This is a genomic window from Kribbella hippodromi (assembly GCF_039531045.1).
GTDB lineage: Bacteria > Actinomycetota > Actinomycetes > Propionibacteriales > Kribbellaceae > Kribbella > Kribbella hippodromi.
In genome coordinates, this window is the sequence record NZ_BAAAPH010000023.1 from 96375 (window position 1) to 119753 (window position 23379).

Annotated in this window: 26 protein-coding genes; 13 read left to right on the forward strand and 13 right to left on the reverse strand. The window is 69.1% G+C overall.

Features of this window, described 5'->3' with window-relative positions:
* Positions 1–177: 177 nt before the first annotated feature.
* On the forward strand, positions 178–978 hold the full coding sequence (locus ABD260_RS29875) for a hypothetical protein (RefSeq protein ID WP_344238832.1): 801 nt from the start codon (positions 178–180) through the stop codon (positions 976–978).
* Positions 979–988: 10 nt separating this feature from the next.
* Positions 989–1345, forward strand: a complete 357-nt coding sequence (locus ABD260_RS29880) for an NADH-quinone oxidoreductase subunit A (RefSeq protein ID WP_344238834.1) — start codon at positions 989–991, stop codon at positions 1343–1345.
* A 77-nt stretch (positions 1346–1422) separates the two neighbouring features.
* Here ABD260_RS29880 and ABD260_RS29885 read toward each other — a convergent pair whose 3' ends face one another.
* On the reverse strand, positions 1423–2340 hold the full coding sequence (locus ABD260_RS29885; RefSeq protein WP_344238836.1) for an ornithine cyclodeaminase family protein: 918 nt from the start codon (positions 2338–2340) through the stop codon (positions 1423–1425).
* A 43-nt stretch (positions 2341–2383) separates the two neighbouring features.
* Here ABD260_RS29885 and ABD260_RS29890 point away from each other — a divergent pair, with 43 nt between their 5' ends.
* From ABD260_RS29890 to ABD260_RS29900, 3 genes are all read left to right on the forward strand, one after another.
* The gene (locus ABD260_RS29890) at positions 2384–3403 is read left to right on the forward strand and encodes a dipeptidase (protein ID WP_344238838.1); all 1020 of its coding nucleotides are present in this window, start codon (positions 2384–2386) and stop codon (positions 3401–3403) included.
* Between the two features lie 4 nt (positions 3404–3407).
* A complete protein-coding gene (locus ABD260_RS29895; RefSeq protein WP_344238840.1) occupies positions 3408–4757 on the forward strand; it encodes a serine hydrolase domain-containing protein in 1350 nt (449 codons plus the stop codon).
* Positions 4758–4938: 181 nt separating this feature from the next.
* Positions 4939–5166 (forward strand): hypothetical protein, encoded by a 228-nt coding sequence (locus tag ABD260_RS29900; protein ID WP_344238842.1) that lies wholly within the window; start codon positions 4939–4941, stop codon positions 5164–5166.
* A 63-nt stretch (positions 5167–5229) separates the two neighbouring features.
* Here the strand turns inward: ABD260_RS29900 and ABD260_RS29905 are convergent, their stop codons facing one another.
* From ABD260_RS29905 to ABD260_RS29925, 5 genes are all read right to left on the reverse strand, one after another.
* Positions 5230–8142: a helix-turn-helix transcriptional regulator gene (locus tag ABD260_RS29905; protein ID WP_344238844.1), complete on the reverse strand. Its 2913-nt coding sequence runs from the start codon at positions 8140–8142 to the stop codon at positions 5230–5232.
* Between the two features lie 122 nt (positions 8143–8264).
* Positions 8265–8471: a hypothetical protein gene (locus tag ABD260_RS29910; RefSeq protein WP_344238846.1), complete on the reverse strand. Its 207-nt coding sequence runs from the start codon at positions 8469–8471 to the stop codon at positions 8265–8267.
* A 14-nt stretch (positions 8472–8485) separates the two neighbouring features.
* Positions 8486–8614 carry a hypothetical protein gene (locus tag ABD260_RS29915; protein ID WP_344238848.1) on the reverse strand — a complete coding sequence of 43 codons (129 nt, stop codon included), beginning with the start codon at positions 8612–8614 and terminating at the stop codon, positions 8486–8488.
* Between the two features lie 502 nt (positions 8615–9116).
* Positions 9117–9824, reverse strand: coding sequence for a GntR family transcriptional regulator (locus ABD260_RS29920; protein WP_344238850.1), 708 nt, complete (start codon positions 9822–9824; stop codon positions 9117–9119).
* Complete coding sequence (locus ABD260_RS29925; RefSeq protein ID WP_344238852.1) at positions 9821–11275, reverse strand: purine-cytosine permease family protein; 1455 nt, start codon at positions 11273–11275, stop codon at positions 9821–9823. The genes ABD260_RS29920 and ABD260_RS29925 overlap by 4 nt, the downstream gene beginning before the upstream one ends.
* 113 nt (positions 11276–11388) lie before the next feature.
* Between ABD260_RS29925 and ABD260_RS29930 the strand changes: the two genes are divergently transcribed.
* From ABD260_RS29930 to ABD260_RS29940, 3 genes are read left to right on the forward strand one after another with little or no spacing between them, the layout of a single operon-like run.
* Entirely contained in the window at positions 11389–11997 is a 609-nt protein-coding gene (locus tag ABD260_RS29930; protein ID WP_344238854.1) for an NADH-quinone oxidoreductase subunit B, read from the forward strand.
* On the forward strand, positions 11994–12764 hold the full coding sequence (locus ABD260_RS29935; protein ID WP_344238856.1) for an NADH-quinone oxidoreductase subunit C: 771 nt from the start codon (positions 11994–11996) through the stop codon (positions 12762–12764). The genes ABD260_RS29930 and ABD260_RS29935 overlap by 4 nt, the downstream gene beginning before the upstream one ends.
* Complete coding sequence (locus ABD260_RS29940; protein WP_344238858.1) at positions 12761–13693, forward strand: GNAT family N-acetyltransferase; 933 nt, start codon at positions 12761–12763, stop codon at positions 13691–13693. Before ABD260_RS29935 ends, ABD260_RS29940 begins: the two co-directional genes overlap by 4 nt.
* Here the strand turns inward: ABD260_RS29940 and ABD260_RS29945 are convergent.
* From ABD260_RS29945 to ABD260_RS29955, 3 genes are all read right to left on the reverse strand, one after another.
* Positions 13684–14109, reverse strand: coding sequence for a PIN domain nuclease (locus ABD260_RS29945; protein ID WP_344238860.1), 426 nt, complete (start codon positions 14107–14109; stop codon positions 13684–13686). The two genes, ABD260_RS29940 and ABD260_RS29945, sit on opposite strands and share 10 nt — an antisense overlap.
* On the reverse strand, positions 14106–14327 hold the full coding sequence (gene vapB / locus ABD260_RS29950; protein WP_344238862.1) for a type II toxin-antitoxin system VapB family antitoxin: 222 nt from the start codon (positions 14325–14327) through the stop codon (positions 14106–14108). The genes ABD260_RS29945 and vapB overlap by 4 nt, the downstream gene beginning before the upstream one ends.
* A gap of 76 nt (positions 14328–14403) precedes the next feature.
* Positions 14404–15219, reverse strand: a complete 816-nt coding sequence (locus tag ABD260_RS29955; protein ID WP_344238864.1) for an SDR family oxidoreductase — start codon at positions 15217–15219, stop codon at positions 14404–14406.
* Positions 15220–15280: 61 nt separating this feature from the next.
* On the opposite strand from ABD260_RS29955, the gene ABD260_RS29960 reads away from it, so the two are divergent.
* A complete protein-coding gene (locus ABD260_RS29960) occupies positions 15281–16228 on the forward strand; it encodes a complex I subunit 1/NuoH family protein (RefSeq protein WP_344238866.1) in 948 nt (315 codons plus the stop codon).
* On the opposite strand, the gene ABD260_RS29965 is transcribed toward ABD260_RS29960, so the two are convergent.
* Genes ABD260_RS29965 through ABD260_RS29980 form a run of 4 tightly spaced genes read right to left on the reverse strand, consistent with a single transcriptional unit; the run spans position 16215 to position 19772 of the window.
* Positions 16215–17543 carry an ABC transporter permease gene (locus tag ABD260_RS29965; RefSeq protein WP_344238868.1) on the reverse strand — a complete coding sequence of 443 codons (1329 nt, stop codon included), beginning with the start codon at positions 17541–17543 and terminating at the stop codon, positions 16215–16217. The genes ABD260_RS29960 and ABD260_RS29965 overlap by 14 nt on opposite strands.
* Positions 17540–18205 carry an ABC transporter ATP-binding protein gene (locus tag ABD260_RS29970; protein WP_344238870.1) on the reverse strand — a complete coding sequence of 222 codons (666 nt, stop codon included), beginning with the start codon at positions 18203–18205 and terminating at the stop codon, positions 17540–17542. Before ABD260_RS29970 ends, ABD260_RS29965 begins: the two co-directional genes overlap by 4 nt.
* A complete protein-coding gene (locus ABD260_RS29975) occupies positions 18202–19254 on the reverse strand; it encodes a peptidoglycan-binding protein (protein WP_344238922.1) in 1053 nt (350 codons plus the stop codon). The genes ABD260_RS29970 and ABD260_RS29975 overlap by 4 nt, the downstream gene beginning before the upstream one ends.
* The gene (locus tag ABD260_RS29980) at positions 19254–19772 is read right to left on the reverse strand and encodes a hypothetical protein (RefSeq protein WP_344238872.1); all 519 of its coding nucleotides are present in this window, start codon (positions 19770–19772) and stop codon (positions 19254–19256) included. Before ABD260_RS29980 ends, ABD260_RS29975 begins: the two co-directional genes overlap by 1 nt.
* A gap of 146 nt (positions 19773–19918) precedes the next feature.
* Between ABD260_RS29980 and ABD260_RS29985 the strand changes: the two genes are divergently transcribed.
* The 4 genes from ABD260_RS29985 to ABD260_RS30000 are packed head-to-tail and all read left to right on the forward strand — an operon-like array spanning position 19919 to position 23370.
* Complete coding sequence (locus ABD260_RS29985; RefSeq protein WP_344238873.1) at positions 19919–20575, forward strand: response regulator transcription factor; 657 nt, start codon at positions 19919–19921, stop codon at positions 20573–20575.
* Positions 20572–21789: a sensor histidine kinase gene (locus tag ABD260_RS29990; RefSeq protein ID WP_344238874.1), complete on the forward strand. Its 1218-nt coding sequence runs from the start codon at positions 20572–20574 to the stop codon at positions 21787–21789. Before ABD260_RS29985 ends, ABD260_RS29990 begins: the two co-directional genes overlap by 4 nt.
* 31 nt (positions 21790–21820) lie before the next feature.
* Complete coding sequence (locus tag ABD260_RS29995) at positions 21821–22165, forward strand: YciI family protein (RefSeq protein WP_344238876.1); 345 nt, start codon at positions 21821–21823, stop codon at positions 22163–22165.
* Positions 22162–23370, forward strand: coding sequence for an RNA polymerase sigma factor (locus tag ABD260_RS30000; protein WP_344238878.1), 1209 nt, complete (start codon positions 22162–22164; stop codon positions 23368–23370). Before ABD260_RS29995 ends, ABD260_RS30000 begins: the two co-directional genes overlap by 4 nt.
* Positions 23371–23379: the final 9 nt, after the last annotated feature.

A 23379-nucleotide genomic window follows, 5' to 3' on the forward strand; every position in this document is an offset into this window, starting at 1 on the left:
CATCCGGAAGCCCCGGTGGTCCACAGCCTGGGACGGAGTGCTACAAGCCGGACGCATCGGGTACGGCGGAAAATCCTCCAGTATCACAGTGCGCAAACGCATCCTTGCTATCCGCAGCCGGAACCGGCAGGGTGTCGTCATCAAGCTGTGATACTCGCTGTGGTCGGGAGATTTTTGATGCGCCGTGTGCGTTTGCTGGTCGGGCTGCTGACGTTGCTGGGAGCGGGCTGCGCAGTCCCGGCGGCGGCCGCGGCCGCGGATGGCCCGGGGCCCGCGCTCGCGCCGGTGTCGGAGACGGCTCCGGCCCGGGTGGCGACGATCAAGAGCATCCGGACGACGGATTCGGCCAAGGGCGTGATCACCGTCGTCGGCACCCTCACGCCGGCGCCCGCGGCCGGGACCAGGGTTCCGTTGCACCAGTGGCTTCCGGCGCAGAAGCGCTGGCAGGAGATCGCCCACGGGTACACGGCCGGCACCAGCGTGACGATCACGACGGTTCAGCCCGGGTCGGTTCGCTCGTACCGGATCGCGGTCGGGGCGCAGGCGCAGTACGCGGCCGCGATCTCGCCGGTGATCAGCTTCAAGCACTATGTGTGGCGCGGGTTCTTCAAGAAGGGTCTCGTTGCGGCCGGTGGGGTGGGGCAGCCGCAGCTCAACGTCGTACCGCCGAAGGAGGGTCCGCGCCGTGCCGAGGCGGATCTGCTGGCGAACAAGGGCGGGTACGTGTGGGGTGACGTCGACACGACCGGTTGCCGGTATTCGCGGAACTGGCTGGGCAACATCACCGACGGTACGGTCCGGGTCTCGCTGCACAACGGGACCAAGGCGCTGACGTCGCTCCGGATGAAGCAGGAAACCGAAGACTGGATCAACCAGGACATCACCGGCGTAACGCGCCTCCGGCTGCAGGTCGCGGACATCCAGTCGGGGTACGGGCCGTACGTCTCGATCGACTCCTTGTTGCTCTGCACCAATTAGACTGCTGACCGTGTCGGACAGCTATGGGGTCGTCGCCGCGGTGGTCGCGCTCGGCCTGGTGGGGCTGCTCGGCGCGTTCGCGCTGAACCGGGCGCTGACGGTCACCTATCCGACCGAGGGCAAGCTCAAGACGTACGAGTCGGGCGTCGACCCGGTCGGCGAGGGGTGGGCGCAGGTCCACATCCGGTACTACCTGTTCGCGTACTTGTACGTGATCTTCGCGGTCGACGCGATCTACCTGTTCCCGTGGGCCACCATCTACGCGGCGCTCGGTGTGTCCACGCTGATCGAGATGTTCGTCTTCCTCGCCTTCGTCACGGTCGGCCTGCTGTACGCGTACCGCAAGGGCGTCCTGCGCTGGACCTAGGGCTGGACATGCCGGCTCGGCGCGGCGGTCGTGGCGGTCGGAGCGATGCTGGCAGGCGGCGGCCACGAAAGCTGGGCCTACCCTGCGACACGATGTAGGGAGTGCTCCAGGGCGGCGGCGATGGCCCAGTCCTGACAGCCGACCCCTACCGACTTGAAGACTGTGCGGCCGCTAGGGGTCGGTGGGGTGGTCAGGGCTTCGCCCAGCTCGACCAGGGCGGTGGTGGTGAGGGTTCCGGAGGTGACTGCGTCGATGATCTCGCCGGACTCTTCCATCGCCGCCTCCCGCTGGTCGACCAGGACCGTGGTCGCATCGGCCAGCAGGTCGCGGGGGAGTTCGCGCATGGTCGGACGGAACGCGCCGATCGCGTTCACGTGGACGTGCTCGGGCAGCGCATCGACCGAGAACAACGGCGTCGCCGACGACGTAGCGCAGCAGATGATCTGAGCATCAGCGACGGCCGCATCGACCTCCGTACCGGCCGTGAACCGCACTTCGGGGAACTCCGCCCGCAACTCCTGGGCCAGTCTCTCGGCGCGCTCGGCCGAGCGCCCAGCCAGCACCACGTCAGCGATCGGGCGTGCGGCGACCACCGCCCGTACTTGATCCGGCGCCTGTGCCCCGGTCCCGATCACGGTCAACCGCTCCGCATCGGCCGCCGCGAGCAGATCGGTGGCGACACCAACCACCGCCCCGGTCCGCAGTGTCGTGATCGAGCTGCCTTCGGCGACCAACTGCGTGCCGTTCCCGGTCCACACCACGGTGGCGCGGATCGCCGGCACCTGGTCCAGCGCGATCCCGATCGTCTTCACGACCGCGGTCCCGGTCGGCGCGTGGTACGCCGACATCACCAGCACCTTGCCGTCGCCGAACACCTGGCGCGGCGGCAGTACGAAGCTCCCGTCCGCCAGCTCGCGGAACGCTTCCCGCACGGCGCGGACGGCCGTACGCATCGGAACCGCACGCCGGACATCCCGCGCCGAGAGCACCTTCACCCCGCCGAGCATATTCTGGTGCTTCGACCTTGAGAGGGGCTGCATGGACCTGCATCGGGACGCGCTGGTTGCGGACGGGCACAACGACCTGCTGATGCTGGTGGCGCGGCGGCCGAAGGAGGTCTGGCCGGCGTACTTCCGCGAGCGCTGGCTGCCACAGCTGCGGACCGGCGGGATCGACGTCCAGGTGCTGCCGGTGTTCATCGACGCCGAGTTCCGGCCCGAGGGCGCGTTGCGCGAGACGCTCCGGATGATCGAGGCCGCGCACCGGATCGCCGAGGCGAACGCGGACCAGGTGATGCTGTGTACGGAGCCCGGCGACATCGCGGCGGCGACCGAAGCGGACCGGATCGCGCTGGTGCTCGCGCTGGAGGGCTGCCCGCAGATCGACACCGACCTCGAACTGCTCCAGACCCTGCAGCGACTCGGCGTCCGGATGGTGTCGTTCACGCACTTCGGCCGGAGCGCGCTCGGCGACGGTTCCGGCGAGGACGCGGCCGGCAGCCGGCTCACCCACGCCGGGGTCGAGGCGGTCGGCCTGCTCGAGGAGCTCGGCGTGCTGATCGACGTCTCCCACGTCGGCCGGGCCGGCACCGAACACATCCTGGAGCTGGCCACCAAACCGGTGGTCGCGTCCCACTCCAGCGCGTACGCGCTCCGCGAGCACCATCGGAACCTGACCGATGACCAGTTGCGCGCGATCGCCGCGACCGGCGGCGTGGTCTGCGTGAACTTCTTCGCCGGATTCCTCACCAGCGACGAGAAGCCGACTGTCGACCACCTCGCCGACCACGTCCTGCACGTGATCGACATCGCAGGCGAGGATCACGTCGGTTTCGGCAGTGACTTCGTCGCGGAGGTGTTCGGCGAGAAGATCCCGGCCTGCGACCGGCCGGTGGTCATCCAGGGCCTGGACGCCGAGTTGTACGTCCCCGGCCTGGAAGGTCCGGCCGGGATGCCGCTGGTCACCGGCGCCCTGCTCCGCCGAGGGGTGCCGGAGGCGACGATCCGCAAGGTCATCGGCGAGAACCTGATCCGTGTGCTTTCCCACCCCCTGGAGTGACTACGTGCAGAGCTGGCTGGATGACAACCTCGCGGAACTGATCACCAAGCACGGCGTCCCCGCCGCCTCGGTCGCGGTGCTGGCCGGCGGCGAGGTGAGTACGGCGGCGGCCGGCGTCCTGAACCTGAACACCGGCGTCGAGGCGACCGTCGACGCGGTGTTCCAGATCGGCTCGATCACCAAGCTCTGGACCACCACGCTGATCATGCAGCTGGTCGCCGAGGGGAAGGTCGAGCTCGACCGGCCGGTGCGCGCGTACCTGCCGGAGTTCAAGCTCGCCGACGAGACCGCGGCCGCGGGGATCACGGTCCGGCAGTTGCTGACGCACACCAGCGGGTTCTCCGGCGATGCCTTCACGTCGACCTCGCGGGGCGACGACGCGGTCGAGTTGTTCGTACGCGACGTGCTGCCCGGCCTTGCGCAGGAGGTTCCGCCGGGCGCGGGCTTCTCGTACAACAACTCCGGCTTCGTGGTGCTCGGGCGGATCGCGGAGGTGTTGCGCGGGAAGCCGTTCCATGAACTGATCCGGGAGCACATCGGCGAACCGCTCGAGCTGAAGCAGCTGGCGACGATCCCGGACGAGGCGTTGCTGTACCGGACCGCGCTCGGCCACATCGCGCCCAAGCCGGACGAACCGCTCCAGGCCGCGCCGATCTGGAGCCTCGTGCACGGGATGGCGCCGGCCGGGTCGTTGCTGGCGATGAGCGCGCGCGACTTGCTCTCGTTCGGCCGCGCGTACCTGGACGCGACGCTGCTCGATCGGGCGGCGGTGGATCAGCTCTGGGAACCGCAGGTCGACGTACCGCTGATGGACGGCTTCCCGCAGCACTGGGGCCTCGGCTGGATGATCTTCGACGTCGAGGGCGGCCGGATGTACGGGCACGACGGCGGCACGGTCGGCCAGTCGGCGTTCTTCCGGCTGGTGCCGGAGAAGGACGTCGCCGTCGTACTGCTGACCAACGGCGGCAGCACGGCCGCTTTGTACGACGAACTGGTCGGCGAGATCCTCCGCGAAACCGCGGGGGTCGTACTCCCGAAGCGGTCGGTGCCACCGACGGAACCGGTCGAGATCTCGCCGGAGCTGGTGACCGGGGCGTACACGGACGTACTGACGCGGGCCACGATCAGCGTCGAAGACGGCGACTTCTGGGTCGTCGACGAGGCGGTCAGCGAGGGAGCCCGCCTGATGCTGCCGGAGCCACGCCGGACCAGGCTGGTCGTGCTGGACGACTCCCGGCTGATCGCCGCCGAGCCGGAGCGCGGTGCGTACGAGGTGCTGGCCTTCCGGGAGCCGCGGGACCGACGCGCGACGTATTTGTTCCGGGGTGGCCGACTCACGCCTCGCAGTCACTGAGTGTAGTCAGAGTCGCCGGGCCCAGGCTTGTTGCCTCGTCACCTTTTGTGATTGCGGTGGGCAACAAATGTGAGATTGAATCACTTCTCCTCACGGATTGCGTGCAAGCGATCGCCAACCGCTCAGTTCGGAGCTATGGTGATTACTCGGGGGAACGGGGCGAGTACGTGGTGGTGAGGCTATGTCTTGGCAACTCTGGGTGGCGATCGCAGTGCTGGCGGCGGGGGTGATCCTGCTGGCCGTGGCGCGGATGCGGCATGCCCGCAAGGTCTTCGACGACCTCACCGATCTGGACCGTGCCGGGTCGTCCCGAACGCCGGATCCGGCTGCTGATCCGGCCGACGAGCTGGCCCGCGCCCGGGCCCGGCAGTTCCGCGCCGAGCCCTACCGCCACCACGGCCACGGCTGAACCTCGCTCCACCAGAGCGGCCGGGCCCAGCTCGGCGCGGGCTCGATGTACTCGTTGCCGTCGTCAGTCGAGGAGGCCGTCGCGGCGGGCCACGGCGGCGGCTTCGGTCCGGGAGCGGACACCGAGCTTGCCGAGGATGTTCGACACGTGCACGCTGACCGTCTTCTCGCTGATGTACAGCTCCCGGGCGAGCTGTCGGTTCGTCCGCCCTTCCGCGAGCAACCGGAGCACCTCACCCTCGCGTGACGTCAGCGCACTCGCACTGCCGGTTTCCACCCCACCGGCCTCCTCCAGCAGCGGCTTCGCGCGCAACTCCCGCCCGACCTCCGCCGCCAGCGCGGTCTGCTCGTTCGCCTCGGCGACCCGTCCCGCCGCCCGCAGCGCGGCGGACAACCGGACCCGCGACCACGCCTGCTCGAACACATACCCGTACCCGAACGCGTCAGTGGTCCGCTGCCAGGCAGCAACATGCTCCTCGGGCGTCGGCGCGTCCACCCCGGCCAGCCACCGCAGCCGATCCCACTCCGACTCCAGCCGGGCCAGCCAGGCGAGCCCTTCGACGCCCATCAACCGACCGGGCGGCAGCCCCTTCTCGGCGGTCGTCTGGCCGAGCGCGACCAGCTCCGCGCCGCGTTTGACCAGGTCAGCGGCAGCCGACGGCTCACCGACGGCGCGGTGGCAGAGCAGCTGCAGACCGAGTGTCGAGAACCGGATGCGCGCCAGAAACCACTCGGTTTGGAACACGTCCGCGCACATCGCCGACACGTCCGCGATCAGCTTCTCCGCTTCGGCCGGCTGATCGAGCTGCCGGTACGCGTCCACGGCCGGCTGCAGCCCGATGATCGGCAGCATGATGTCCAGATCCCACCACTTGCGGGACATCACGAACTCTTCGGCGACCTTGGTGTCGCCACGCCCGCTGCGGACCGAGAAATCGACGCTGCGCAGTGCGGCCGCGGCCGCCCCGGGCGTCATCGAGTCGATCCGGGCCGTCGTGGCCGCGTCGTCCCACTCGCCGAGCATGAACTGGGTCAGCGCGAGCATCCGCCGGGCGTCGAACCCGTACGCGGCCCATTGCCGTCCCAGCTCACGGGCGCGTTTGGTCGCGAACGTCAGCGCGGCCTTCGCGTTCAGCAGGTCGCCCTGCTCGTAATGCGTCGACCCGAGCAGGAACCGGCTCCGCACCTCGGCGGCCGGATCGCCGGTGAGCTGGGCCCGGACCGCGGCCTCCTCGAGCTGCTTCGCGGCCGTCTCCGGGTCACCGGCCCGGCGGCGCAGCTGCGCGAGGGTGATGCCGGCGTCGCTGGCGGCCGACTCCTGACCCGCCTCGCGGGCGATCTCGAGCGCCTTGTGCGCCCAGCGCTCCGCCTCCATCGGCCGGCCGAGCGCGTCGGACACCCGGGCGTACAGCGAGGCGACCTGCGCTTTGAACACGCTGGCCGGCTCGTCGTTGACCAGCTTCAACGCCTGCGAAACGGCCTCGTTGGACTCCTGGTCCTGGTCGATCACCAGCGCGATGTCGGCCAGCGGCAGCAGCAACTGCGCCCGCTCCAGCTTCGGCGCGTCCGGCGGCAGGTCCGCGATCGCCTTGCGGAGGATCTTGACCGCGCGCAGGTGCTGCGAGGACAGCGTCGCGGCGGTCGCGGTCTGGACAATCAGCCAGGTCTTGTCGATCGAGTTGTCGGGGGCTCGGTTGGGGAAGAGCTCCAGCGCCAGCTCGTAGTGCTTCAGGCCCTCCTGCGGAGCGGCGACCGAGATGGCCTCCTCACCCGCTCGCACCCGGGCCTCGAACGCGACCGGCAGATTGTGCGACCGGGTGGCGTGGCCGGCCAGCTCGGCCGCCGTCCCGTTCACGGTCTCGTCGTGCAGCGCCTGGACGTACGCCGCGTGCAGCCGAACGCGCTCACCGGGCAGCAGATCGTCGTAGACCGCCTCGGCGAGGAGCGCGTGCCGGAAGTAGTACCGGTCGCTGGTGGGTACGTCGATGATGTGGGCGTCGATCAGCTCGCGCAGCGCCTCGTCCAGCTCACGGTCCGGCAGGCCGGCCACGGCGGTCATCACGGTGTGCGGCACGCGCCGCCCGGCGACCGCGATCACCCGCGCGACCTGGCGGGCGTCGTCGGACAGCGGGTCGAGGCGGACCAGCAACAGATCGGCCAGATCGGGCGGCACGGCGTCGCCGTCGCCCATCGACGCGGCGGCCGCCAGCTCCTCGGTGAAGAACGCGTTGCCGCCGGCCCGCTCCAGAATCCGCCGCTCCTCGGCCGCGGGCAGCGGCTCGGTGAGCAGCGAGTGCAGGAGCGTCCGCGCCTCGTCGGCGTCCAGCGGGAGCAGGTTGACGCGGCGGACCCGCGGGTTGCGCGACCACTCGGCGATCGGGCGGCGGAGCGGGTGCCGGCGGTGCAGGTCGTCGCTGCGGTACGAGACCACCAGCGCCAGCCGCTGCGAGGTCAGCCGGGTGATCAGGAAACCGATCAGGTCCCGGGTCGAGTCGTCGGCCCAGTGGGCGTCCTCGATGATCACGATGATCGGCTCGCTGGTGGACAGCGCGGTGAACGCGCCGAGCACGGCGTCGAAGAGCGCGGCCCGGTCCAGCTGGCCCTCCTGCGGCGCCGGCTGGGCGCTGAGCAGGCGGTGCGCCGGCAGCAGCCGGCCGATGGCCGGGAAGTTCGTCAGGACGCTGTCGACGAGGTCCGGGCGGTCACCGGCCAGCCGGCCGAAGATCTCCGAGAACGGCTGGTACGGCAGGCCGGCGTCGCCGAAGTCGGTACAGTGCCCGACCAGCACGCCGAAACCGCGCTCGTGCGCGCCGGTCGCCACCTCGTCCAGCAGCCGGGTCTTGCCGACGCCGGCGTCGCCGGACAGCAGCACGGCACCGGCACGGCGCGTCTTGGCGTCGTCCACGGTGCTGAGCAGGGCGGCCATCTCGCTCGAGCGGCCGACGAGAGGTGTCGAAGTCCAGGGCACGTCGTCCATCTTCGCCCCTGGCGCCGACACAAATCGACGGCATCCCGTTCTGTGGGTTTTCCCAGCCGCAGAAAAAGCAGAATCGCCGTCCCTGATCGCGAGTTTCGGATCAGGAACGGCGGTTCGGGTGCTCATGCGGCCCTGGTGGGTCGGACCGGGCGGCGGGCGTGCCGCGGCTCCGGCGGGGCGGTCTGGGCGGCGCTCGCCGGCTGTGCTGCCGGGGCTGCCTGGGCTGCTTGGGCGGCGCGCTTGCGGGGCCGGAAGGCGCGGGTGGCGCGCTCCTGCCGGTACGCCACCTCAGCCCTGATCAGGTCCTGGCTCAGTGGAGTGATGAACATGGTTGAACCTCCCTTCAGGCTTTCCGGGCGAACAGGTGGGTGAGGCTCCGGCGGCCACGGCTGGTGCGGTGGTGCCGGAAGTCACGGCTGAGGCGCTCCCTGCGGTAGTCGACCTCTGCCTTGACCGATGCGTTGGTGAACATGTGTTCCTCCGTTGATTGCTGCCGGCTCCCTGCCGACACCGGTAAATCTGCTCGTCTGAGGTAGGGCCGCACATCGGAAGTCCTCCCTATCCGCGCGAGCCGGTCGCACTTAGGCGCCTCAGGCGGTGCCTTAGGAGCGCTCTGGAGGCTGGAAATGACGGCGGCGCGGTCGGCTCCAGGGGAGCCGGCCGCGCCGGGTGGAAAGGGGTTGCTGGGGGCGGTGACCGAGCGGTCACATCGCGGGCCGGGCCCGCAGTTCGGGCGCGCAGGGCCGTGGCGGCTCCGGCTTACGCCTGCGCTGGAACCAGAACGGCCGCAGAAACTCGCGCCGGATCCGGTCCTGGCGGTACCGGGTCTCCGCACGTACCGCCTCAGGCGAGTAAACGAACATGATCTCCTCCGACCTACTGCTGTCGATGAGGAAACAGTCCGCCCCTGAGTCCCCCCACCACATCCGCACATATCCCTATGCCCAGGGCAACAACCCCCTTAGGCAGTCGGGCTACTGGGAGGTGCGGTAGGAGAGGGTCAGCTCGTAGTGGTTGGGGTCCAGGAGGTCGTCGGCGTGTTCGGCGAAGGTGTTGGTGGCGGTCCAGCTGGTGCGGAGGGTGTGCAGGAACCAGGTGCCGGCGGGGCGGTCGAGGTGATGGCACTCGGTGTCGGTGAGCGGGCGGCCGCGGAGGCGCTGGTCGCAGTGGTCCAAGTACAGGCCGGCGCGGTTCAGGGTCGTACTGATCGAGTTGTCGTCGAGGCCGCGTTCGGGCAGGTCGCGGAAGGCGGCGATGGCGGGGATCCGGCTGCGTTCGAAGGAGATCGGCGCACCGTCCGTGAGCTCCCGGACGCGTTCGATCACCACGAACTCGGAGACACTGAGACCCAGCTGATCGGCCAGTACCGGATCGTTCTCCAGTTCGATCCGTACGGTCCGCATCAGTGTCTCCACGCCCTGTTCCGACAGCGCGTGCGTCCAGCCGAGGCGTCCGTCCAGCGGCCGACCGTCGAAGCGTACGTACGAGCCCTTGCCGATCATCGTGGTGATCAATTCGTCGGCGGCCAGTACGGCGAGTGCGGCGCGGACCGTGTTCCGGCTGACCGCGAACCGCTTCGCCAGCTCGACCTCACCGGGCAGTTGCGCGCCGCGGCGTACGACGCCCGACTTGATCTCCCGCGCGAGTACCCGGGCAACCCGCTCGTGTTTGAGCGCGATCATGCGTTCTCCTGCCGGCGTACGGAGGTCCTTCCGCCGAACCATTGCGCCCCGAAGCCGATCACCAGCGCGGCAAGTACGCCCAGGTTCGCGTACGCCCAGGCGCCGTCCTTGCCGCCGAGGCCGAACGCGCCGAGCAGGTAGCCCTGCCATTGCAGCCAGGACGCCAGCGTGTTCGTGACCAGGCCCCAGCCGATGCCGGTGGCAACGACCATTGTGATCACGGGCAGTGCGCGAATATCTCCGTACCGGCCGCGGGAGTCGTAGAGATCGTCCTCGGCGTAGTCGCGCCGCCGGGACGCGATGTCGGCGAGCATGATCCCGCACCAGGCCGCGATCGGTACGCCGAGCGTGATCAGGAACCCCTGGAACTGTGCCAGGAATTCGCCGCCGTAGAACACGACGTAGATCGTCCCGCCGATCATCACGACGCCGTCGATCAGCGCGGCGACGTACCGCGGCGCCGGCAGCCCGAGCGACAGCAGGGCGAGGCCCGACGAGTAGATGTCCAGCACCGCGCCACCGACCAGGCCGAGCACCGCGACGATCACGAACGGCACCAGGAACCAGGTCGGCAAGGCCGCCGCGAGCGCACCGATCGGGTCCGCGCTGATCGCCTTGCTCAGCTCCTCCGAAGATCCTGCCAGCAACAGACCGAAGATCAGCAGTACGACCGGCGCGACCGAACCGCCGAAGGTGGTCCAGCCGACCACGCCGCGACTCGACGCCTGCCGCGGGAGGTACCGCGAATAGTCGGCCGCCGCGTTCACCCAGCCGAGTCCGAAGCCGGTCATCAGGAACACCAGCGCACCGATCATCGCCTGCGCCGATCCGCTCGGCAGCGCGGAGACCGTACTCCAGTGGATCCGGTCCGCGACCAGGGCGATGTAGACGACCGTGAGTACACCGGTGACCACGGTGATCACGGTCTGGGCGCGCATGATCAGGTCGAACCCGAGTACGCCGCAGATCACCGTGAGGGCGCCGACCACGACCAGCGCGATCACCTTCGTCAGCGTGCCGCCGCCCCAGCCGAGCCGTTCGAACACGGTCGCGGTGGCGAGGGTCGCGAGGATGGTCAGCACGGTCTCCCAACCGACCGTGAGCAGCCAGGACACCAGCGAGGGCAGTTTGTTGCCGCGGACGCCGAACGCCGCGCGGCTGAGCACCATCGTCGGCGCGGAACCGCGTTTGCCGGCCAGCGCGATCAGGCCGCAGAGCAGGAACGAGAACACCACCCCGATCAGCCCGGCGATCACCGCCTGCCAGAACGAGATCCCGAACCCGAGCGCGAACGCGCCGTAGCTGAGCCCGAGCACCGAGACATTGGCCCCGAACCACGGCCAGAACAACTGGGCGGGACGGCCTTTGCGGTCCGCGTCGGCGATCACGTTCAGCCCGTTGCTCTCCACCGCGAGCGCCCGGGACTGCTGCTGGTCGAGCTGATCCGTCATGCCTGCTCCTGAACCTGTTCAGTCCTGTTCAAATCACGGTAGACCCGCGAGGTTCGGCGGGCAACGGACCTGATGCGACGCGGGCGAAGGACCTGGGGCACTAGGCTGGTCTCATGGCTGAGACCGAGCTGGGGATGCCGACCGTGCGGCCGGCCGTGGGCGCGCTCGCGCGGCTCGCGCCGGAACCGGTCCGGTACCTGCTGAACTGGGGGCGGAAGTACTCGCTCTGGGTGTTCAACTTCGGCCTCGCCTGCTGCGCGATCGAGTTCATCGCCGCGTCGATGGGCCGGCACGACTTCATCCGGCTCGGCGTCATCCCGTTCGCGCCCGGTCCGCGGCAGGCCGATCTGATGGTCGTGTCCGGCACCGTCACCGACAAGATGGCGCCGGCGATCAAACGGCTGTACGACCAGATGCCGGAGCCGAAGTACGTGATCTCGTTCGGCTCCTGCTCGAACTCCGGCGGCCCGTACTGGGACTCGTACTGCGTGACGAAGGGTGTCGACCAGATCATCCCGGTCGACGTGTACGTACCCGGCTGCCCGCCCCGGCCGGAGGCGCTGCTGCAGGGGATCCTGAAACTGCAGGAGAAGATCGCGGGCGAGAACGTGATCTCCCGGTATGACGAGCCGTCGGCGGGCGCGCTGACCCGGGATCTCGTCCAGCCGGGCGATGTCGTGCAGCCGGGCGGTTCGCGCCGTGATGGCGTGGTGGGGTCTTGAGTGCTGATGCGGTGGCGGCGCTGGAGAGTGCCGGGATCGCCGCGACCTCGGTGGACAGCTTCGGCTTGACCGCTGTCGACGTGGCGCCGGAGTCGTGGGTGGCGGCGCATGAGGTGCTGCGGGACGCGGTCGGGCTGACGTTCTTCGACTTCCTGAGTGCGTCCGACGAGCTCACCGACGGGTTTCGGGTGGTGACTCACCTGGCCGACTTCTGGGGCGGTACGCATGTCGACCACCTGCTCGTCCGGACCCTCGTACCGCGCGACCAGCCGGTGCTCGCGACGCTGATCGACGTGTACGCCGGCGCGAACTGGCACGAGCGCGAGACGTACGAGATGTTCGGGATCAGCTTCGACGGGCATCCCAATCTGATCCCGCTGCTGCTGCCGGACGAGTTCGAAGGGCATCCGCTGCGCAAGGAGTTCGTACTTGCGTCCCGGGTCGCCAAGCCGTGGCCCGGCGCGAAGGAGCCTGGCGAGTCGGATCACGCCCCCGCCGGCGCCCCGAGCCGCCGCCGCACCCTGCCCGCCGGCGTCCCCGACGCGGAAACCTGGGGCCCCCGCCCACCCGGCTCGCCGGACCCCGACCCGCTCGCCCCTGCCCAAGCCGCCGCCACTCCAGCCCGCCCACGCCGCGCAGGTGGCGAACGCCGCACCCGCCAACAGTCCCAGCAGCCCAACCCGGCCGCTCCACCGCCGAGCGGCCAAGAGCCGCCCAACCCGGCGACTCCACCGGCTGACGGCGAGACGCCGGGCGAACCATCGTGATTCCTGGGGCGGAGGAGCTGGCGTGGTACACCCTCGACCGGCAGCACCCGCTCACTCGGGTGTGGGCCGACGACGGGCCGCGGCTCGCGGTGCTGGCCGAGGAGCATGCGGCGCTGGACATTCTGCTGGCCGAGGACCTCGAGATCGCCGCCCAGCGCGCCGCCCGCCTCGCCCCGGGCAAACCGGCCGAATCCATGCTCAACAAATGGGTTGCCGTCAGCAACGATCTCTCGGTGATGTTCGGCCTGCGGTTCGAGAACATGAACCTGGACAAGCCGTTCGTCGACGCGACCCCGATGACCCGTTCGCCGGAACCACGTGATCTCCCCGCGCTGGCAGCCGCCGCGCAAGAGCATTACGGCGTACACAACCCGCTGTACGTCCGGCTGTGGAGTGCGGCGCCGGGCATCGACGGGACCGTACCCGATCGGCGTTTCTACGCGGCGCCGATCAGTGCGCTGCAGCCACGCGACGTACCGCCCGGGCTCGAGCTCCGTCCGGCGAAGACGGTCGACCACTACGACGAGGCCCGCGAGGCGTACGCGGCGGTCGACGCCGATCACCCGCACCACGCCGAAGAGGCCACGCTGCAGAGCCTGGAGGACCTGCAGGAGTCCGCCGACGACGGCCTGCTGTTCGACGTCACGGTCAACGGCGAGTGGGCCGGCTACTCCGCCGCGATGATCAACCCCGCCGATGCGCTAGGCCTGCCCGCGTACGTAGTCGGCGAACTCATCCTCGCCAAACAACACCGAGGCCACGGCTACGGCCGCCACCTGAGCGCCCTCCTCGCCCAGTCCCTCCCCGACCCCACCAAGATCCTCATCGGCACCATCCACGCCGCCAACCACGGCGCCCGCACCGCCGCCCTCAACTCCGGCCGCCAAGACGTAGGCGGCTGGGTCCAACTCCCGCTCAGTCAGGCCTGAGCAAGCCGCTCCGTCGGCTGACCGGTGAGTTCGGCGATCAACTCGAAGTCCTTGTCCAGATGAAGAAGAACAAGGCCAGTCTGCTCAGCGGTCGCGGCGATCAGCAGATCCGGCACCGAAGGCGCCCGATGCTGACCAGCCGAGGCGAGCTGCGACTGCACGACGACAGCTCGGCGCTCAGTCGCAGGGGTCACGTTCTCCACCGGCATCGCTGCGACGGGTGGTTGCTGCAGCAGCGAGCGATGTTCATCTGCAGATCTGGCAGAGAATCCGACCTCAAGCAGGGTCATGGTCGTGATGTGGACGAGTCCACGGGTGATACGGTTCGCCCAGTCCGCTGCATCGGGAGCGGTGCCAAGACGTACCAGTGCTGACTTGTCGATCAACCAGCGCCGGTTGTCGAGACTTGGGGTCATGACCAGGCCTGCCGCATGACCTCTGGGTCCTCCAGGTCACGAGCCAGCTCCGAGAACCGCTGGAGATCGTCGAGAGTGACGGCAACCTCGGAACGCCCGGCTTCTTGGCTGAGTTGCCGGCGCAGATACTCACTTCTGGACAACCCCTGGCTGGCTGCCCGCTGGTCGAGCACGGCGATCACATCGTCGGGTACGTCGCGAATGAGAACGTCGCTCACGGCGTCCACCTCCTCCTCGAGAACCAACGATATCGAATGATATCGAATGAGTGGTGAGCAAGGTGGTTGCTTTCGTCTACTGGAAGTCGGTGGCGTGTTCTTGGGCCCATTGGGCGAAGGTCAGGGCGGGGCGGCCGGTTAGGCGGGGGACTGTGGGGGTTACTGGTTCGGGGTTGTCGACGAGGGAGGACCAGTAGGTGACGGCGCTTTCGGCCATGGTGGGGTCGGCGCCTTGGGCGAGCATGGATTCGCGGGCTTCGGCGTCGGAGAGGGCTTGTACGCGGATGGGCTTGCCGATGGTGCGGGCGATGGTTTGGATTTGTTCGGTTTGGGTGAGGACCTCGGGGCCGGTCAGGTCGTACGTCTGGCCGATGTGGTGATCGTCGAGCAGGGTGAGTACGGCTACCGCCGCGATGTCGCGTTCGTGGATGAGGGATCGGCCGGCTTCCGGTGACGGGACCCGGACGACGTCGCCGGTACGGATCTCGTCCGCCCACGACTGGGCGTTCACCGCGAAACCACCCGGCCGGACGTACGTCGCGTCCTTGCCCGCGTCGCGCAGCAACTGTTCGATCTCACCCCAGACCCCGCCGGACGACGCGTTCAGCGACGACAGGTGGACGACCCGCCGCGGCAGCTCGCCGACGATGGCCTCCGCGCCGGCCGAGCTGAACGACGGCCAGAGCAGGAACGCGGCGTCGGCACCGTCCGACGCGCGGCGTACGGCGGCCGGGTCGTAGATGTCGCCCTTGACGAGCTCGACCTCAGCGGGAAGATCGGCCTGCTCCGGCGTACGGACAAGTGCGCGAACGGTCACCTCGGCGGCAAGCAGCCCGGCGACGACGTGCCGCCCGACCCGCCCGGTGGCACCGGTGACAAGAATCGTAGTCATGACCCCACCCTGAGACCTGAACGCTGGTTGAGGTCAAGTCAGACCCACTAGGGTTACCAACATGCTGGAGTTCGTGGTGCGGGTGGTGGGCGTGCTGGCTGCCTTCCTGGTGGCGCCCCTGGTGGTCGGGCAGGCCGAGCACAAGGTGATGGCGCACATGCAGTCACGGCTCGGCCCGATGTACGCGGGCGCGTTTCACGGCTGGGCGCAACTCGTCGCGGACGGGGTGAAGTTCGTCCAGAAGGAGAGCGTCACGCCGGCCGCCGCGGACAAGCGTGTCTTCGAGTGGGCGCCGATCGTCGCGATCCTGCCCTACCTGGCGGCCCTCGCCGCGATCCCGCTCGCGCCCGGCCTGGTCGGCGCCGACCTCGACTCCGGACTGTTCTTCGTCCTCGCGGTGATGAGCATCGGCGTCCTCGGCTCGCTGATGGCGGGCTGGGGGAGCGGCAACAAGTACAGCCTGCTCGGCGGACTCCGGGTCGCGGCGCAGTTGATGAGCTACGAGCTGCCGTTCGTACTCTCCGCCGCGAGCGTCGCGGTCGCGGCCGGCACGCTCAGCCTGACCGGGATCGCGCACGCGTGGAACCCATGGTGGCTGCTCTGGCAGCTGCCCGGCATGGTGGTGTTCTTCATCGCCGGTCTTGCCGAGTTGCAGCGGCCGCCGTTCGACATGCCGGTGGCCGACTCCGAGGTGATCTTCGGCCCGTACACCGAGTACACCGGGCTCCGGTTCGCGATGTTCCTGCTCGCCGAGTACGCCGGGATCGTGATTCTGGCGGCGCTGACGACCGTACTGTTCCTCGGCGGCTGGAGCGGGCCGGGACCGGAGTCGATCGGCTGGATCTGGACGCTGGTGAAGGTCGCGTTCGTCTCGGTCGTGGTGATCTGGGTACGGGTGTCCTTCCCGCGGATGCGCGCGGACCAGCTGCAGAAGCTCGCCTGGCAGGGCCTAGTGCCGGTGGCGCTGTTCCAGCTCGCGCTCACCGGCATCGGCGTCACGCTGTTCTGAGCGCCTCCGTCGGCGACAATCGCGCGGCCCGGATCGCGGGATAGAGCCCGGCCAGCGCACCGATCGCCAGCGTCGCGATCACGCCACCCGCCAGCGCCCAGACCGGGATCACGGTCAGCCAGTTCTGGTACGAGGAGTACGCGGCGGTGACCGCTGCTCCGAGCAACGCACCGCCGATCCCGCCGAGCGCGGACAGCAGCAATGACTCGGTCAGGAACTGGGTACGGATCTGGCCGCGGGTCGCTCCGAGCGAACGGCGCAGTCCGATCTCGGCGCGGCGTTCGAGTACGGAGATGACCATGATGTTGGCGACCCCAACACCACCGACCAGCAGGGCGACCGCGCCGAGGCCGAGCAGCAGTCCGGTGAACGCCTGTCCCGCGGCCTGTTTCGCGGCCAGGGCATCGGACGGCCGGGAGACCTCCACCTCGTTCGGTGCTTCCGGGTTGGCCGTTGCCCCGAGCACCGATCGGACGTCGGCAACCTGCGCGTCGTCGGAGCGGGTGTAGATGGTGGTCGGGTGCCCGTCGAAGGACAGTTTGCCGCTCGCGGCCGGCCAGCCGATGAGCGCGGCGGTGTCGAGTTCCGGGGCGAGCGCGGCCGGTTCGAGGATGCCGAGGACGGTGAACCAGGTCTTGCCGATCAGCACCTGGACGTCGGGCCCGGCGCGGGTGATTCCGAGCCGGTCGGCGGCGGCCGCGCCGAGCACGGTCGCCGGGTACGTGCCGGTCGCCGCGTCGATCCACTTGCCGCTGCGGACCGTACCGCCGATGGTGTCGAGCAGGTTGGTCCGGGCGGCGTACGCGAGGATGCCGTTGGTCTCGATGTCCGGGATCTTGTTCGTCCGGTACACCGAGGCGTCGTCCACCTTGCCGATCGCCGACTCGGACCGCACCGGCGGAATCCGGCGCACCATGCTCTCCGCGGCCAGTGGAAGCTGAGCCTGCTCACCGGTGAGGCTGGTGCCCGGGGTGACGGTCAGCAGATTGGTGCCGAGGGCATCAAGTTGCCCGTCGAGCTCGGCCCGCGAGGACGACGAAATCCCCACCACGGCAACCATCGCCGCAATCCCGATCGCAATCCCCAACGCGGAGAGAAACGCACGGGTCGGTCGAGTCCGCAACCCAACAGCACCCACGCGAACAACATCCCGCAGCTTCAAACGAGCGGGCCGCAACTCCGCACAGCCCTGCCCGACGACCCGCTCCCCACCGCTCCGTCGCGCGGAATGCTCGGCGGGGTGGGGCCCCTCCTTCGAGCGGGTGGAGCCGGGCGCCGGGTCGTTCGCTGGGTTGCTGTTTTCGGCGTTCGTCATGTGTGGGCCTCCTCGACTATTCGGCCGTCGCGCATGCGGATTTGGCGGGGGAGGGAGGCGGCGATGTCGCGGTCGTGGGTGATGACGATGACTGTGGTGCCGGCGGCGTGCAGGTCGTGGAGTAGTTGCATCACGCCTGCGCCGGACGCGGAATCGAGGGCGCCGGTCGGTTCGTCGGCCAGCAGGACAGCGGGTTCGCCGGCGACTGCGCGGGCGACGGCTACCCGTTGGCGTTCTCCGCCGGACAGTTCGTTCGGCTGGTGGTTGAGGCGATGTCCGAGACCGACCCGTTCCAGCGCAGCGGCCGCGCGTTTGCGGCGGGCGGACATGCGCAGACCGGAGTACAACAACCCGTCGGCCACGTTGTCGACCGCCCGCACCCCGGCCGCCAAATGAAACTGCTGGAACACAAACCCGATCCGGGTCGCTCGTAGCGCGGACAGCCCGGCATCGGACAGTCGCGCCACGTCGTAACTGTCGATCCGGACTGTGCCGGACGTCGGCCGGTCGAGGGTGCCGAGTACGTTCAGCATCGTCGACTTCCCGGACCCGGACGGCCCGACGATCGCGACCAGTTCACCGCGCTCCACCTGCAAACTCACCCCGGCCAGCGCGTTCACCCCACCCCCGTACACCTTCGTCACGTCCCGCAGCTCGATCACTTCGGGATCCCCACCGTCGTACCGGCCTTGATCCCCGTGCCGGTGATCTCGACCTGACCGCTCGCGAACAGCCCGGTCTTCACCGGTACGTACCGCGACGTGCTCCCGTCAGTGACCTCGACCCCGAAACCACCTTCCCGCAGCGCGACCAGCGCCGCGACCGGCACGGTCAGTACGTTCTTCCGCTCCGAGGCGGTGAACGTCACATCGGTCGCCGCCGACGACCAGGCCGCGACCGCCTTTTGGTTGGCGACGGCAACGATCACCTCGATCTTGGTCTCCGGGTCCTTGTCCGGGCTCTCGGCCGGGATGACGACCGTCGACACCTTCTCGATCTTGCCGGGAACCGTGTTTCCGTCCGGCAGCGCGACGGTCACGGCCGCGTTCATCGTCGCCAGCCGCTGATCAGCCGCGTCGAGCCGGACCGTCACCGCCCGGGTCGTACCCGTATAACTGAGCACCGGTTGATTCGGCCCAAGCGGCGAACCCTCCTGCCCTTGCACGCTGTCCACCCGAATGTGCCCGGGAGCGAACAGAACACTCCCGAGCTCCACCACCCCGGTCTCCTCCAGCCCGAGATCGTCCTGCCATTCCTCCACCGCGGTGGCGGTCGCGGACGTGTACTCGTCATCGACCGTGAATCCGCTGTACCCCATCGCGGAAAGGTTCTGTTCGAGTTGCAGAACGTCCTTTCCCTCACTGCCGATCGCCAGTTTCCGGTACGCCGGCAACGCCCCGTACAGCAAGGTCGTCGGCTTGTTGTCGATGCTGTAGACGGTGTTCCCGCGCCGGAGCTCCTGCCCGCTGCCGGGTACGAACGTGACTGTGCCGGCATCCCGGTTCACCGCGGACGACGTCGTACCGAATCCCAGCGTGCCGTCCTGCGTTTCGGTGTCCTTCAACGTCTGCTGCGTCACCTTCGTGGTGTTCACCGGCAGCGCTTGCGCGGGCTGCTTCGCTGCCTGGCTGGTGTCGCCCCGGTTGACCAGGAACACGCTCGCGGCGCCCCCGGCAACCAGGACGACCGCAGCCGTCAGGGCCTTGCGCATCACTTCGTGGCCAGGATGCTCTGGCAGGCTGCCTGCGCGGTCTTGAAGTCGGGGTCGTCGGCGACGCCCGGGCCGATCATGATGCCGCGCTGGTCCGGCTTCGGGTCCGGGAACTTCTCCACGCCGTTCTTCCGCATGCATTCCGCGTACTTCCGGCCGTTCTCCGCCTGCTGCGGGTTCGCGCCGCCTTCGGCCTGCGGGTCGTACTGACGGCAGGCCTCCATCGCCTTCTGCACCTGCTCCTGGGTGATGCCGGAATTCTTGTCGAACTTCAGCATCGGGCCCTTGCCCGGTTCCGGGTCCGGTACGTTCAGGCCGTTCTCCCGCAGGCACTGGGTGAACTTCACCGCCATTTCGTCCTTGCTGAGACTCGCGGGGGCGCTGGTCGGCGCGCTCGACTGCGCGCCGGACTGGTCCCCACTGCCGGACGCGACCTGGGCGTCGGGCTTGTCGGCGCCGCAGCCGGTCAGGATCAGGCCGGCTGCCAGGACGGTCGTGGCCAGGATGGTCTTACGCATCGGTGATGCTCCTCTCGTTTCCGGACAGCCTTCGCGGTACGCCGTTTCCTGACCGTTTCCGCGCCTGGAAACGCGGCGGAAACACAGCTGCGGAAACACAGCGGCGGAAACACAGGGGAAACAGCGGCATCGGTGATCATGGGTGGGTGCGGGTACTGGTGGTGGAGGACGAGCCGTTGCTGGCGGCAGCGATCGCGGAGTGGCTGCGGGACGATTCCCACGCGGTCGACGTGACCGGCGACGGTGGCACGGCGCTGGAACGGTTGTCGGTCAACGCGTACGACGTCCTGGTGCTGGACCGCGACATCCCGGTCGTGCATGGCGACGAGGTGTGCCGGCAGTTGGTCGCGTCCGGATCGGCGACCCGGGTGCTGATGCTGACCGCGGCCGCCGCGATCACCGACCGGGTCGAAGGGCTCGGGCTGGGCGCGGACGACTACCTGACCAAGCCGTTCGCGTTCGCCGAGCTGGCGGCGCGGGTGCTGGCGCTCGGCAGGCGCAGCCGGCCGGCCGATCCGCCGGTGCTGCGGCGTGCCGGGCTGGCCCTGGACCCGGCCCGCCACGAGGTGTTCAGGGACGGCCGGTACGTGCCGTTGTCGAAGAAGGAGTTCGCCGTACTCGCGGAACTGCTGCGAGCCGACGGCGCGACCGTGTCGGCCGAACAACTGCTGGAGAAGGCATGGGACGAGCACGTGGATCCGTTCACCGGAGCGGTCCGGCTGACGATTCTCAAACTGCGCCGGAAGCTGGGCGAACCGGGGCTGGTCGAGACCGTCACCGGCGTCGGCTACCGCATCCCTTGAAACGGCTCTCGCTCCGCGGCCGGCTCACCCTCCTGTACGGCGGGCTGTTCATGGTCGCGGGCGTTCTCCTGCTCGGCGTCACGTACGCCCTGTTCAACGCGAACCTCGGCCAGCAGTACCGGGTGCTGGTCAAAGGCACGTACCTGAGCCCGGGCGCCACCCCGAAGGCCCCGCCACCGCCCGAGAACGACGTGTACGTGATGAACAAGGACGGCGCGGTCCTGACCGGGCGGGACGCGGAGCGGGTGCTGGCGCAGCAGCGTGATCAGGTCCGCGAGGCGGCCGTGAAGACGTTCCTGACTCAGGGCAGCATCGCGCTGGTCGCGGTCGGCGCGCTGGCAGCCGGGTTCGGCTGGCTGGTCGCCGGGCGCGTACTCGCGCCGCTGCACCGGGTCACGGACACGGCCCGCCGCATCTCCGCCTCACCGGCCGCCCTGCACGAACGCATTGCGCTGAAAGGCCCGGACGATGAGGTGAAGAACCTGGCCGACGCGTTCGACACGATGGTGGAGCGGCTGGACCACTCGTTCGATGGCCAGCGCCGGTTCGTCGCCAACGCGTCACATGAGCTGCGTACGCCGCTGACGCTCGGCCGGGCGCTGGTGGAAGTCGCGATGCACCGGCGTACGGCGTCGGCGGATGTGAAGGAGCTGGGAGACAGCCTGCTCACGATCAACGCACGGCATGAGCAGCTGATCGACGGACTGCTGATCCTGGCCGACTCGGAGAAACAGCTCACGACCGTGTACCCGGTGAACTTCGCGGACATCGTCACGCATGTCGCCGGACAGGTCGCGAGTGAGGCGGAGGCGGCCGGCGTCGAGGTCATCCGCGGCGCCGGCGACGCCCCCACCCGCGGCGACGCGCTCCTGCTCGAGCGGCTCGTCCACAACCTGGTCGAGAACGGCATCCGCCACAACACGGATCGCCAGAACGCCGACAGTTGGGTGCGGGTGATCAGCAAGACCGTCGGCGACGAGGTGCAGGTGGTGGTGACGAACACCGGGCCGGAGATTCCGCCCTACGAGGTGGAGGCGCTGTTCAAACCGTTCTACCGGCTCGGCGCGGAGCGGCTCGTGGGTGGGAAGGGCGCCGGTTTGGGGTTGTCGATCGTACGGTCGGTGGCGGAGGCGCATGGTGGAACGGTGACGGCCGTACCGCGGGCCGGCGGTGGACTGGAAATCACCGTGGTGCTGCCTGTCGATCCTGGCTGAGGGCGCTCGTATAGCTGAAAAGGAGGCAGAGATGAACCAGTACCTGCTCAGCATCTACCAGCCCGACGGACCCGTGCCGGATGCCGAAGTTCTGGACCCGATCATGCGTGACCTGCAGGCGTTGAACGAGGAGATGCAGGCGGCCGGCGTCTGGGTGTTCGCCGCCGGCCTGCACCCGCCGGACACGGCGACCGTCCTGAAACCGCACGGCGACGAGGTACTCGTCACGGACGGCCCTTTCACCGAAGGCAAGGAGCATTTGGGCGGGTTCACCGTCATCCAAGTGGATGATCTGGACGCGGCACTGCACTGGGCGCGGCGGCTGACCAAGGTCCTGCGAAACCTTGCCGTCGAGGTCAGGCCCTTCTCCTCGTGACCGAACCGCCGGAGCCGAGCCTGGAGTCGATCTTCCGGGCGGAGCACGGCCGCGCCGTCGCTGTACTGACGCGGGTGTTCGGGGATCTGGAGATCGCCGAAGACGCCGTCCAGGACGCGTTCGCGGCGGCGATCGAGAAGTGGCCGGAGAGCGGCGTACCGCCGAGTCCGGCCGGCTGGATCATCACGACCGCGCGGAATCGCGCCGTCGACCGGCTGCGGCGCGAGGCGGCGCGGGCCGGTAAGCAGGCCCAGGCGGCGCTGCTGCAGGCCGAGACCGAGCCAGTGGAGGAGGGCGCCGTGCACGACGATCGCCTCCGGCTGATCTTCACCTGCTGTCATCCGGCGCTCGCGCTGAACGTCCGCGTCGCGCTCACGCTGCGGATGCTCGGCGGCCTCAGCACCGCGGAGATCGCGCATGCCTTCTTGATCCCGGAGCCGACCATGGCGCAGCGGCTGGTCCGCGCCAAGGCGAAGATCCGCGCCGCGGGCATTCCGTACCGCGTGCCGTACGAGGCCGATCTGCCGGAACGCGTCCGGGGCGTACTCGCGGTGGTGTACCTGATCTTCAACGAGGGGTACGCGGCGTCGTCGGGCGCGAGCCTGGTTCGCGACGAGCTCGCCCTGGAAGCGATCCGGCTCGGCCGCCTTCTCGTCGACCTGATGCCCGACGAGCCGGAGGCAGTCGGCCTGCTCGGTCTGATGCTGCTCCAGCAATCTCGCCGCCCCGCGCGGGTCGCGGCCGACGGTTCGCTCGTCCGGCTGGCCGATCAGGATCGCACTCGCTGGGACAGTGCGCTGATCGCCGAAGGGCAGTCGCTGGTCCGGCAGTGCCTGCGCCGGAATCAGCCTGGTCCGTACCAACTGCAGGCCGCGATCAACGCCGTACACGCCGACGCCCGCACCGGCGCGGCGACCGACTGGCCGCAGATCGTTCAGCTGTACGACCATCTCTTGGCGCTCGAACCCACTCCGGTGGTGGCGCTCAACCGCGCTGTCGCGATAGCCGAAGTCACCGGCCCGGCGGCCGCGCTGGAGCTGGTCGATGCGCTTCCGCTGACTACCTACTACCTCTTCCATGCGATCCGGGCCGATCTCTTGACCCGCCTCGATCGCCGCACCGAAGCCCAGGCCGCGTTCCGGACTGCCTTGTCCCTCGCTCCCAACCAAGCCGAGCAGGCGTACCTCCGCGCTCGGAGTGGATGAGACAGCGTC